General features: G+C 60.9%; 10 protein-coding genes. 6 read left to right on the forward strand and 4 right to left on the reverse strand.

Going from position 1 to position 12525, the window contains the following annotated elements:
- Positions 1-116 precede the first annotated feature (116 nt).
- Both HU806_RS04500 and HU806_RS04505 read left to right on the forward strand, forming a co-directional pair.
- Complete coding sequence (locus HU806_RS04500; protein WP_186610217.1) at positions 117-725, forward strand: FMN-dependent NADH-azoreductase; 609 nt, start codon at positions 117-119, stop codon at positions 723-725.
- A gap of 182 nt (positions 726-907) precedes the next feature.
- Positions 908-1945: an alpha/beta hydrolase family protein gene (locus tag HU806_RS04505; RefSeq protein ID WP_186610219.1), complete on the forward strand. Its 1038-nt coding sequence runs from the start codon at positions 908-910 to the stop codon at positions 1943-1945.
- On the opposite strand, the gene HU806_RS04510 is transcribed toward HU806_RS04505, so the two are convergent.
- Positions 1939-3132: an MFS transporter gene (locus HU806_RS04510; protein ID WP_186610221.1), complete on the reverse strand. Its 1194-nt coding sequence runs from the start codon at positions 3130-3132 to the stop codon at positions 1939-1941. The genes HU806_RS04505 and HU806_RS04510 overlap by 7 nt on opposite strands.
- A gap of 402 nt (positions 3133-3534) precedes the next feature.
- Positions 3535-5124 (reverse strand): ABC-F family ATPase, encoded by a 1590-nt coding sequence (locus HU806_RS04515; protein ID WP_186610222.1) that lies wholly within the window; start codon positions 5122-5124, stop codon positions 3535-3537.
- Between the two features lie 401 nt (positions 5125-5525).
- On the opposite strand from HU806_RS04515, the gene lpxO reads away from it, so the two are divergent.
- Positions 5526-6428, forward strand: a complete 903-nt coding sequence (gene lpxO, locus HU806_RS04520) for a lipid A hydroxylase LpxO (RefSeq protein ID WP_186610229.1) — start codon at positions 5526-5528, stop codon at positions 6426-6428.
- A gap of 4 nt (positions 6429-6432) precedes the next feature.
- On the opposite strand, the gene ligD is transcribed toward lpxO, so the two are convergent.
- On the reverse strand, positions 6433-8403 hold the full coding sequence (gene ligD, locus HU806_RS04525; protein ID WP_186610230.1) for a DNA ligase D: 1971 nt from the start codon (positions 8401-8403) through the stop codon (positions 6433-6435).
- 33 nt (positions 8404-8436) lie between these two features.
- Complete coding sequence (gene ku, locus HU806_RS04530; protein WP_186610231.1) at positions 8437-9327, reverse strand: non-homologous end joining protein Ku; 891 nt, start codon at positions 9325-9327, stop codon at positions 8437-8439.
- A gap of 213 nt (positions 9328-9540) precedes the next feature.
- On the opposite strand from ku, the gene HU806_RS04535 reads away from it, so the two are divergent.
- The 3 genes from HU806_RS04535 to ilvA all read left to right on the forward strand — a co-directional run bounded on the left by HU806_RS04535 (position 9541) and on the right by ilvA (position 12298).
- The gene (locus HU806_RS04535; protein WP_186610232.1) at positions 9541-9882 is read left to right on the forward strand and encodes a hypothetical protein; all 342 of its coding nucleotides are present in this window, start codon (positions 9541-9543) and stop codon (positions 9880-9882) included.
- A gap of 35 nt (positions 9883-9917) precedes the next feature.
- Complete coding sequence (locus HU806_RS04540; RefSeq protein ID WP_186610233.1) at positions 9918-11066, forward strand: PQQ-dependent sugar dehydrogenase; 1149 nt, start codon at positions 9918-9920, stop codon at positions 11064-11066.
- Positions 11067-11290: 224 nt separating this feature from the next.
- Positions 11291-12298 (forward strand): threonine ammonia-lyase, biosynthetic, encoded by a 1008-nt coding sequence (gene ilvA / locus HU806_RS04545; protein ID WP_186610234.1) that lies wholly within the window; start codon positions 11291-11293, stop codon positions 12296-12298.
- Positions 12299-12525: the final 227 nt, after the last annotated feature.

Consider the following 12525-nt stretch of genomic DNA (forward strand, 5'->3'; position numbering starts at 1 on the left):
TCCTGTGTGTGGGACGAACTATCGCATTCTTGCGGTCTTATCGGCTATTGGTTTCATCGATAGGATTGTTCGCACTTGATCGCCTGGTTGCGATCCTCACTCAGGAGAGCATTCACATGAAACTGTTGCATATCGATTCGAGCATCCTTGGCGACAACTCGGCGTCGCGCCAATTGAGCCGTGAGCTGGTGCAGGCCTGGAAAGCCGCCGAGCCGGCTATTACCGTCACTTATCGTGATTTGGCCGCCGACGCCATCAGCCACTTTTCCGCCCAGACGCTCGTTGCCGCCGGCACCAGCGCCGAATTGCGCGATGCCGCGCTCAAGTACGAGGCTGAGCTCAGCGCAGAAACGATGGCCGAGTTCCAGGCAGCAGACGCGCTGGTCATCGCCGCACCCATGTACAACTTCACCATCCCGACCCAGCTTAAGGCGTGGATCGACCGTATCGCAGTGGCTGGCCAAACGTTCCGCTACGGCGATGCAGGCTTTGAAGGTCTATGCGGCGGCAAGAAACTGGTGATCGTTTCCACCGCCGGCGGCCTGCATGCCGGACAGCCGAGTGGCGTGGGCCACGAAGACTATCTCAAGCACATGTTCGGCTTTCTTGGCATTACCGACATTGAATTCGTCCGTGCTGAAGGCCTGGCCAAAGGCGACGACATGCGCGCCAAGGGCATGAGCCAAGCCAAGCTGCAGATCAGCCAGCAATTCGCCGCCGCGTAAGGCTTGCGTAAAGCCACCAAGCTCCGCGGGCAACCTTCGCAAAACCCTGTATTCTCGTCGTCAATGGATGGCTGGGATGCGGGGTTTTCCTGCATTCGGCGCCGGATTCATGGCGCAGATCATGCACGACCGGAACCGCGAGCCAATGGGCTCCCGATCGGCGGGTGAAGGTGGAAAATTCGATGACACGTCTTGGTGCAGCACTGTTGCTTTGTTGGTTGAGCGGGTTCGGTTCGGTGCAGGCCGCACCGGCGCCACATCCGCATTGGAGCGCCGGTTTTCACGAGCTGAGCTTTCTCGATCCGCTGGATCACCAGCCGATGCAGGCCATTGCGTTCTATCCGTCGACCGCCGGTGAGCAATCCAGCACGCTGGGCGGCTACCAGATCGACGCTGCGCCCAACGCGCAGATCGCCATCGGCCGTTTCCCGCTGTTGATGCTGTCCCACGGCAATACCGGCACGCCCCTGGCGCTGCATGACCTGGCCACGTCGCTGGCGCGCAAAGGGTTTGTCGTGGTGGCGGTGATTCATCCCGGCGACAACGCCCAGGACCACAGTCGGCTCGGCACCTTGAGCAACTTGTATGGACGGCCGATCCAGATCTCCGAAGCGATCACCGCGACATTGAACGATCCGATGCTCTCGCCTTACGTCAACGCGGGGCAGGTGGGTGTCATCGGCTATTCCGCCGGTGGCGAAACCGCCTTGATCCTTTCCGGCGCCACCCCGGATCTCAATCGCCTGCGCCGCTACTGCCAGGAACGCCCGGATGACCGTGACGCCTGCAACACCCAAGGCGAATTGATTGCCGACCGCGACGACCTGTCGCCGGTGGCCGACCCGAGGGTCCGCGCGTTATTGCTGATGGCGCCGTTGAGTTTGAAGTTCGGTCGGCACACGCTGGCCGACGTCCATGTGCCGGTGCTGCTTTATAGCGGTGACGGCGACAAGCTGGTGGCCTTCGACAAGAATGCCGCGGCACTGGCTCGCAAACTGCCCACCGCGCCGGATTTCAAGACGTTGGCCGGGGCAGGGCACTTCGTCTTCATGGCGCCTTGCACGGACGAGCAGATCGCGGCGATGCCGGCGCTGTGCACCGATGCCGATGGCGTCGACCGCAAGGACATCCACCGCACGATGATCTCCGAGGCCAGCCGCTTTTTCAGCCAGGCACTGGGCAAGCCGACCCGGGCCGGCCTGAGGACCGCCGATCAGTGATCGACTCTTTCCGCTCGCCGTCGCAGCAGCAACGCCAGCCCCAGCCCGATGATTGACAACAAGGCTGCAAAGAAGAAGATCGACGAGTAGCCCAGGTTTAACGCCACCGCGCCCATCAACGGACCGGCGATCGCCAGCGCCAAGTCAAAGAACACCGCGTAGGCGCTCAGTCCGGCGCCTCGGCTGCTGTTGGGCACCTGCTTGATCGCCTCTACGCCCAGCGCCGGGTACACCAGCGACAGTCCGAAGCCGGCGAGTCCCGCGCCGACCAAGGCAAACGCAGTCGAAGGCGCCAGCCACAGCAACACCAGCCCCAGGGTTTCGATGCTCATGCAGACAATGGCCGAACTGAAGCCACCGAAGCGGGCGATGCTGGAAATGAACAACAACCGTGCCAGGATGAAGCACACGCCAAACACCGTCAGGCACCATGCCGCGCCGGTCCAGCCGCGGCTGAGATAGAAGAGGGTGATGAAGGTGGTGAGTGTGCCGTAGCCGATCGAAGCCAGGCACAGGCTGGCGCCAAACGGTGAAATGCGCCCGAACACCGCCCAGAACGGCAGGCGCTCGCCACGAACGACCGGTACCGACGGCTTGTTGCGAATCAGCCACAGCGCCATGCCAGCGAGCAGTGACAAGGCGATCCCCAGGCTGGCGAAACCCAACCCATCGACCATCACCACCCCCAGCGGGGCGCCGATAGCGATTGCGCCGTAGGAAGCGATGCCGTTCCAGGAAATCGAACGGGCCGTGTGTTCCACACCGACTTGTCCCATGCACCAACTGATCGTACCGACGCCGATCAGCCCTTGGGCGACACCTAGCAATAACCGGCCGGCAATCAGGATCAACAGGCTCGGCAGAGGGAAGTCCTGCAGCACCGTTGAGATCAGCGTCAGCACGCCGCTGAGCAGAATCCCCAGCAAACCGTAGACGATTGCCCGCTTCGTGCCAATGCTGTCCGACAGCCGTCCAGCCATGGGGCGACTGAGCAGCGTCGCCAGGTATTGGGAACCGATGGTCAGCCCGGCCACCACCGCGCTGAAGCCCAGTTGGTCATGGACATAGCCAGGCAACACGGCAATCGGCAGGCCGATGCAGAGAAAGGCAATGAAGGTATAGAAAACGATGGAGACGATCTGCAGGGTGATCGACAGGGAACTGGGAGCTGATGGGGGCGTGGGCATGGGCTCGTTCGCGGGCAGCGGCAGGAGAGCTTTATCATGGCGCGGGGAGAGGAGAAAAGGAAGCAGGCTAACTAATAGCCTCGCCAAAGCCATGGAGCACCCAATAGTTTCTTACCCTGGAAACACAAAAAGCCCGGTCACATGGACCGCAATGCGGTTCATTTAAGAAAAATGACGACCCGTGGCGAGGGAGCTTGCTCCCGCTCGGCTGCGAAGCAGTCGTAAACCGGCGGATGCGGTGTGTCTGATGCTCCGCATTGGCAGGTTTTAGGGCCGCTTCGCGGCCCAGCGGGAGCAAGCTCCCTCGCCACGAGTTTGTCGATTGCCTTAAGTGAACAGCATTGCGGTCACATGGACCGGGCCTTTCACTTGCCGCTTGAAGCTTACAGCTCGAAGCTGCCCTTAGAACAACACACCCTGACTGCGCAGGTAGTCGTCATAGGTGCCGCTGAAGTCGACCACGCCGTCGGCGCTCAGCTCGATGATCCGCGTAGCCAGGGACGAGACGAACTCACGGTCGTGGCTGACGAAGATCAGCGTACCCGGATAGTTTTCCAGCGCCAGGTTCAGCGCTTCGATGGATTCCATGTCCAAGTGGTTGGTCGGTTCGTCCATGATGAGCACGTTCGGCTTCTGCAGGATCAGCTTGCCGAACAGCATGCGACCCTGTTCACCACCGGAGATGACCTTGACCGACTTGAGGATTTCGTCGTTGGAGAACAACATCCGGCCGAGGGTGCCGCGAACCAGTTGTTCGCCACCCTGAGTCCACTGGCCCATCCAGTCGAACAGGTTGACGTCATCTTCGAAGTCGTGGGCATGGTCCTGGGCGTAGTAGCCCAGTTCGGCGGCGTCGGTCCACTTCACGGTACCGGCATCGGGTTTCAGTTCATTGACCAGGGTACGCAGCAACGTGGTCTTGCCGATGCCGTTCGGGCCGATGATCGCGACGCGCTCGCCGGCTTCGACGGTGAAGCTGAAGTCCTTGAACAGCGGCTTGCCGTCAAAGCCCTTGGCCATGCGCTCGACGATGACTGCCTGGCGGTGCAGTTTCTTGGTCTGCTCGAAGCGAATGAACGGGCTGACACGGCTCGAAGGCTTGACCTCGGCCAGTTGGATCTTGTCGATCTGCTTGGCGCGGGAGGTGGCCTGCTTGGCTTTCGAGGCGTTGGCCGAGAAGCGGCTGACGAACGACTGGAGTTCGGAAATCTGCGCTTTCTTCTTGGCGTTGTCCGACAGCAATTGCTCGCGGGATTGGGTCGCCACGGTCATGTATTCGTCGTAGTTGCCTGGGAACAGGCGCAGCTCGCCGTAGTCCAGGTCCGCCATGTGGGTGCAGACACTGTTCAGGAAGTGACGGTCGTGGGAGATGATGATCATCAGGCTCGAACGCTGGGTCAGCACGTTTTCCAGCCAGCGGATGGTGTTGATATCCAGGTGGTTGGTCGGTTCGTCGAGCAATAGCACTTCGGGATCGGAGAACAGCGCCTGGGCCAGCAGCACACGCAGCTTCCAGCCTGGCGAGACTTCGCTCATCGGGCCGAAATGCTGTTCGATGCCGATACCCAGGCCCAGCAGCAATTCGCCAGCGCGGGATTCGGCGGTGTAGCCGTCCATCTCGGCAAACTCGGTTTCCAGCTCGGCCACGGCCATGCCGTCTTCTTCGGTCATTTCCGGCAGCGAGTAGATACGGTCGCGCTCGGCCTTGACCTTCCACAGTTCTTCGTGGCCCATGATCACGGTATCGATCACGGTGAATTCTTCGTAGGCGAACTGATCCTGGCGAAGTTTACCCAGGCGCACGTTCGGCTCGAGCATGACTTGGCCGCCGGACGGCTCGAGGTCGCCGCCGAGGATTTTCATGAAGGTCGACTTGCCGCAACCGTTGGCGCCGATCAAGCCGTAGCGGTTGCCCGCGCCGAATTTGACAGAGACGTTTTCGAACAGCGGCTTGGCGCCGAACTGCATCGTGATGTTAGCTGTAGAGATCAAAGGTTTATCCTGCGGAACATTCAGAGTAGCTAAGGGTGCGGCAGTACCTGTTCAGTACCTGTTTGCGCCGATCCGCACCGCGCTAGAGGCTTCGCGGTCGCAAGCGCAAGGGTCCATCCGGCATAAGAGGACAGCTGCATACGGAGCGCCTGGACCGAGTGGAGTTGCGCCGAAGCCGGGTTTTCCGGTATCGGCCAAGGGGGCGCGTGATATTTGGCGGCGATTGTACTGATCTGGCTGCATTAACGATAGGGTGTTACCCAGGCAAGACAGTTTTTCACAACTGAGGGATAACCTTCAGTTACAAATTGTGGCTAAATCGCCATCTCGCTCGACGCTCTCCATTGCCGCTTGGCTGGCCAGGAGCAGCAGCCTGTTCACTCCTGGACCAGACCGATCCCGTGAAGCTCATCATTGTCGCGATCTACCTCCTTTCCATTGGCTATGTGCACCTGCGTGGGCGCGTACGGCACAAGCTCGGGCGCCAGCTGAGCGATCACTCGTCCTTTCTCGCGCCGATCAATTGCCTGCTGTACCTGTGCTCGAAGCTGCCCAACAAGCCATTCCTGAGCCCGGAGCAGTTCCCCGACCTGAGTCCATTGCAAGCCCATTGGGAAGAAATCCGCGCCGAAGGCCAGAATCTGCTGCGGGCGGGGGAGATCAAGCGTTCCAATCAGTATGACGATGTGGGCTTCAACTCTTTCTTCAAGACCGGCTGGAAGCGCTTCTACCTGAAATGGTACGGCGACAGCCATCCCTCGGCGATGAAACTCTGCCCACGCACCACCGAACTGGTGCAGGGCATCGGCTCGATCAAGGCGGCGATGTTCGCCGAACTTCCGCCAGGCTCGAAGCTGGTGCGTCATCGCGATCCGTATGCCGGGTCCTATCGTTATCACCTGGGCCTGGAAACGCCCAACGAGGCCGGCTGTTATATCAACGTCGACGGCGAGCATTACCATTGGCGCGACGGCGAAGCGGTGATGTTCGACGAAACGTTCATTCATTACGCAGAGAACACCACGCCACACAACCGCATCATCTTGTTCTGCGACGTGGAGCGGCCGATGAAATTTCGTTGGGCCACTGCCTTCAACCGCTGGTTCAGCCGTACCGTGATGGCGGCCGCCGGCGCGCCCAACGATGCGACCAGCGACAAGACTGGTGCACTGAATCGAGCGTTTTCCAGGCTCTACAGGATTCGCCTGCAAGGCAAGGCCCTGAAGAAGCGCAACCGCACGCTCTATTACCTGCAGAAATGGGCGTTCTTCGGCGGCTTGCTGGCGCTGTTCATCTGGATCTGAAGGTTCAGTCCCCAGGTTTCTGCGCGTCCAGCTGTTCCCACATCTTCGCTGTGATTCGTTGGCGATGGCTGTAGCCTTCCCACGGATCGGCGCCCAAGCCCTTGGCCCGCTCCAGGGCGGTGTAGATGTCCCATTGCTGGGCGTTGCGCAAGCCGTCCAGCTCCGCCCGCGCTATGGGCACCGACACCGGCAGCCCTGGCCGTGCGCGCACTGAGTAAGCGACCACCGTACTGGCGCCGCGCGAGTTGCGCAGGTAGTCGAGGAAGATCTTGCCGACCCTGTTCTTCGGTCCCATGGTTGCGGTGATCTGCTTCGGCATCTGCCGGGTCATGAATTGCGAGATGGCCTTGGCGAACGCCTTGGTCGCGTCCCAGCCTTCACCGCGTGCCAACGGCACGATGATGTGCATGCCCTTGCCGCCGCTGGTCTTGAGGAACGCCTGCAAACCCAATTCGTCGAGCAATGACAGGGTCATGCGGGTGGCTTCGATCATGGCGCTCCAGGGCAGCGACGGGTCGGGGTCAAGGTCGAGGACGAACAGATCCGGCGACTCGATCCGGTCATGGGTCGCGGTCCAGGTGTGCAATTCCACCGTGCCCATCTGCGCCGCGCTGACCAGTGATGGGACGTCGTCGATTTCCATCAGCGCGGCATGGCCAGGATCCAGCGCCGGGTCGAGCTGTTTGATGTGGGGAATCTCCAGGCGATCGGCGTGTTTCTGGAAGAACTGCTCTTCGCCAATCCCGTCCGGGGCGCGCAGCAGAGCCACTGGCCGCTGCTTCAGGTGCGGCAGGATCCACGGAGCGATGTCCGCGTAATATCGGGCCAGCTCGTCCTTGCGGACACCGCTGACGCTGTCGATGACGCGTTCGGGATGGGTGATCTTCACCCCGGCGACTTCCACGGTGCGGGTTTTACCGCGGTACTTGGGTTTCGTCGGCTCGGCTTTTATCGGCATCGGTTGCTCGCGGATGATCGTGCCCGAGGGCCTGTCATGGGGCAATCCAAGGAAGACCGCCTGGTTGACCAAGCCGTCCCGAGTCCATTCGGTGAACTCGACGTCACAGACCTGGGTCGGCTCGACCCATTTCACGCTGCGGCTACGGGTGCCGTTGAGCGGTTCCGCCAGCGGCGAAGCGTCACGCTCCAACGTGCACAGCTGCTCATGCAATTGCTTGACGTGCGATTGGCTGAACCCGTTGCTGACTCGACCGGCGTAAATCAAACCCGATGGCCCATTGACCGCGAGCAACAGCGAGCCAAAGCCGTGACGCTTGCCTTGGGGGTGGGTGAAACCGACGATGACGAAGGCCTGGCGCAATCGGCACTTGAGTTTCACCCAGTCGGGGCTGCGTCGCGATTCATACGGGCTGCCCAGGCGCTTGCCGACCACGCCATCGAGTGCGAGCGCGTTGGCACTTTCAAATATATCGCCCTGGCTGGCGGAGAACGCCTCGGAGAAGCGCACGCGCTTGCTCCCGTTATTGCTGAGGGCTTTTTTCAAGGCGGCACGGCGTTCTTCGACAGGCGCCTGGCGCAGGTCCACACCGTTGAGAAAAGGCGCGTCGAAGAGGAAATAGACCATGTCTACCGTGCGGCCGATTTCGAAAGCTTGACGCAGCGCTGCGAAATCGGAGTGACCGGTATCATCGAGCAGCACCAGCTCGCCGTCGAGCCAGCTGTTATCCAGATTCAATTCGGCCAGCGCATCGGCATGCAGCTTCAGCCGGTCGGTCCAGTCCAGCTGATTGCGGTTGAACAAGCGAACTTCGCCGCCTTCGATGCGGGTCAGCAATCGATAACCGTCGAATTTGACTTCATAGCGCCATTCGCCAGCCGGCGGTTGCTCGACCGGTGTCGCCAGCTGCGGCAACAATCGATCGGGTAGCGCGGTTTTCCCGGGGGACTTGGGTGCTGATGCTGGGTCCAGTGCGGCATCGGACAGACGGGCATATTCACTCTCGGCCTTGGCCATGACAGATTCCCTTGTGTTGCTGGCGCCTCGGGGTTAGCCCCGGGAGGCCTTGGTGGCTTTTTTAGCGGGAGCGGGCTTGCGGGTCTTGGTGGATTTGGCTGCGGGCTTCTCGGCGGGTTTGTCCGGCGCCTTGCCCTTGCCGCCCAGGCTGCGCTTGAGCAGCTCGGTAAGGTCGATGACATCGGCGGTCTTGCGCTGTTCTTCGCCAGGGTCGGTTTCCACCGCTTCGAGCCGGCCCTCGTTGGCCTTCTTCTCCACCAGCTCCATGATCTTGTCCTCGAAACTGTCGCGGTACTCCTGGGGTTCCCAGTCGCCACTCATGTCTTCCACGAGGCGCTTGGCCATCTCCAGCTCGCCCTTGGCCAGCGTCGGGCTCGTCACTTCGTCGCCCAACTCCAGCACGTCGAGCTCGCGCACCTCGGCCGGCCAGCGCAGCATCACCAGCACCAGGGCCGACTCCAAAGGCATGAGCGCCGCCAAGTGCTGGCGGGTATGCAACACCACATGGGCCAGCGCCACTTTGTTGGTCTTGACCAGGGTTTCGCGCAACAAGGCATAGACCTTGCCACCGCGTTTGTCGGGCGCCAGGAAATAGGGCTTGTCGATGTTCTGCAGGGGGATTTTTTCGCTGTCGACGAAGGAAAAGATGTCGATGGTCTGGGTGGATTTTGGGTGGGCGGCGCGGATTTCATCTTCGCTGATCAGCACGTATTGGCCTTTCTGGTATTGCACGCCTTTGACGATGTCGTCCTTGGTCACCTCCTTGCCGGTGACCTTGTTGACGCGCTTGTAGCCGACCGGGTCCATGCTGCGCTTGTCCAGCCAGTCGAAATCCACGCCTTGGGACGCGGTGGCCGATACCAGCGCCACGGGAATGTGGACCAGCCCGAAACTGATTGCGCCTTTCCAGATTGCCCGTGCCATGGTGGATTTTCCTTGCCAGTAAATGAGTCTCTCTGGTGACCTCCGGGCGCCGGCAAAAGTTTCCACCGCGCGCCGGCTGGCTGCGGCCATCGCGCCAGCGGAACGGGCGTTCCAGAGATGCCTGGTTACATCTTCGCGCGGACATTTCGCTTAACAACCGCGAACCTGCGGCGTAGCGTGTTTTCGATATGCCTGAATCCAAGAGGTATTCAAATGAACAGGCTGATGATTGCCACCATTGCGCTATTGCTGACGGCTACTGCCCAGGCCACGTCCTTCGACCAAGGCTCGGTGATCGTGGCGCAGAATCCACCGGGCAATAACAATCCCTATAACAGCCCGATACGCCGGGCCAATCCCAACAGCATGCAGGGCACCCAGTCGAACGTGCCGGGCATTCGCAACAACCCGACCGTGCCCGTTCCCCGACCGCCGACCTTGGAAAACGGCGGCATCGGTAACGGCTACCCGCGCTCCGGGCAGCCATCGGGTTCTGCGCGGCCGACGATCGAGGCGCCGACGCCGCCCAGAAACAGCAATAACGGCAATCGCTAGGCCGGTCTTTTTTCACACCACAGAAGGAAGTGTGCATGATCCGTAAAACACTCCTGGCGGCCTTTTGCGCCAGCGCTGTTCTAACCCTTGCCACGCCGGTCTCTGCCGCGCAGCCCCAGCCAATGAAAAGCGAGGAGGGCACGGTAGAAGTGACGACGGTGACCCGGGGGCTCGAACACCCTTGGTCCGTGGCGTTCCTGCCAGATCAGCAGGGAATGCTGGTGACGGAGCGGTCGGGCAACCTGCGGCGGGTCAGCCCGGACGGCAAGCTTTCAGCACCGCTGAGCGGCGTGCCGGACGTTTGGGCGCGAAGCCAGGGCGGCTTGCTGGACGTTGTGCTGTCGCCGGACTTCAAGCGGGACCGCACGGTTTACCTTTCCTATGCCGAGGCGGGTAAGGACGGCAAGGCCGGCACCGCCGTCGGGCGCGGGCAATTGTCCGAAGACTTCAAGAGTCTGAAGGACTTCAATGTGATCTTCCGCCAGCAACCCAAGCTTTCCACGGGCAACCATTTCGGCTCGCGCCTGGTGTTCGACCGGGACGGCTACCTGTTCATTACCCTGGGGGAAAACAACGACCGCCCGACCGCCCAGGACCTGGACAAGCTGCAAGGCAAGATCGTACGTATCTACCCCGACGGCAAGGTGCCTGACGACAATCCTTTTGTTGGCCAGGAAAACGTCCGGCCCGAAATCTGGTCCTACGGCATTCGCAATTCACAGGGCGCGGCGTTGAACCCTTGGAACGGTACGCTGTGGGAGAATGAGCACGGGCCCAAGGGCGGTGATGAGTTGAATATCATCGAACGCGGCAAGAACTATGGCTGGCCACTGGCGACCCATGGCGACAATTACTCCGGCGCACGCATTCCCGAAGCCCAGGGCAAGACCGTTGAAGGCACCGAGGGCCCGCACCACGTCTGGCAGCTGTCGCCAGGTCTCAGCGGGATGGCGTTCTATGACAGCGACCGATTCAAGGCTTGGCAACGTAACGTTTTTATCGGCGGGCTGGTTTCCAAGGATTTGATCCGTCTGGAGTTCGAAGGCGACAAGGTTGTCCATGAAGAGCGCTTGCTGGGTGATCTTGGCGAACGAATCCGTGACGTTCGCCAGGGCCCGGATGGTTTCCTGTATGTGCTGACGGATGAGGGCGACGGTGCGTTGTACAAGGTCGGGCTTAAATGACGGTGAATTCAATGAGGTTCGGGTAGCCGGGCCGGGATTTCCATTGACTTGCCCGGCGCGCGCGGCTAACGTCCAGTCATGAATTCCACCGTACTGCGCAGCCAGCCAAGCATTATTACCGCCATTCCTTATTTGGCGGGCTAGCTGACGGCTGCACCCAACCCGCCCTAGAGGCGGGTTTTTTCTTTCTGTCTCCAGGGCTTCATTCGAACCAGGAGACCGCCATGACCCCGACCCGCGCCGAGCAAGCCTTGCTGGAGCACTACGTCAAGAAGATTCTGGCCGCGCCGGTGTATGAATTGGCGGTGGCCACGCCGTTGCAAGCGGCCCCAGCGTTGTCGCAAGCCCTGGGAAACCGGATCCTGCTCAAGCGCGAAGACTTGCAGCCGACCTTTTCCTTCAAGATTCGCGGCGCCTACAACAAATTGGTACAACTGACCCCGGAGCAACGCAGCCGTGGCGTGATCACGGCTTCGGCAGGTAATCATGCCCAGGGCGTAGCGCTGGCCGCTCGGGAGCTGGGAATATCCGCTTGCATTGTCATGCCCAGCACCACGCCGCAGCTCAAGGTACTGGGCGTGCGCAGCCGGGGCGCCGAGGCATTGCTGCACGGCGAGAGCTTTCCGTTCGCTCTGGAGTTCGCCTTGAACCTGGCCCAACAGACCGGACGAGAGTTCGTCTCGCCGTTTGACGACCCGCAAGTCATCGCCGGGCAGGGAACGGTCGCGATGGAGATCCTGCGCGAGCATCCAGGTCCGCTGGACGCCATTTTCGTTCCGGTCGGTGGCGGCGGGCTGATCGCCGGAATCGCGGCGTACGTCAAATACCTGCGCCCGGAAATACGCATCATCGGCGTCGAGTCCGAACATTCCGCCTGCCTTCAAGCGGCGTTGGCTGCTGGTGAACGAGTGACGCTGCCCAGCGTGGGCACCTTCGCCGACGGCGTGGCCGTAGCACAGATCGGTGCCCATGGCTTTGATATCTGCCGATTCTGTGTCGATGAAGTGATAACCGTCACCAACGACCAGCTCTGCGCGGCGATCCGGGACATCTACGACGACACGCGCTCGATCACCGAGCCATCGGGCGCCTTGGCAGTGGCGGGTATCAAGCAATACGTGGCTGACAGCGGCGCGCAAGGCCAGACGCTGGTGGCCATCGACTCGGGCGCCAATATCAACTTCGACAGCTTGCGCCACGTCGCCGAACGTGCGGCGATGGCGGTTTCCTGAGATTGCATGACGCGTCACGGTTTTTTTTCCAGAAGCCGACGGATGCCCGCCCATGAAGTCGAAATAGTGGCTACTCTGAGCCTGACAAGCCGAACGGGCAATTGCAGTTTGCATGAGAGAAACACCGTTTCCTTGCATTCTGCATGACCGTTTCGCTTGATTTTCTCGCTAAGTGATTGATTTGTAACAGGCTGGATGTACCCAGGTACAGGCATGTTTTTTGCGGG

It is taken from the genome of Pseudomonas sp. SWRI154, from assembly GCF_014268645.1.
In the GTDB taxonomy this organism is placed as follows: domain Bacteria; phylum Pseudomonadota; class Gammaproteobacteria; order Pseudomonadales; family Pseudomonadaceae; genus Aquipseudomonas; species Aquipseudomonas marvdashtae.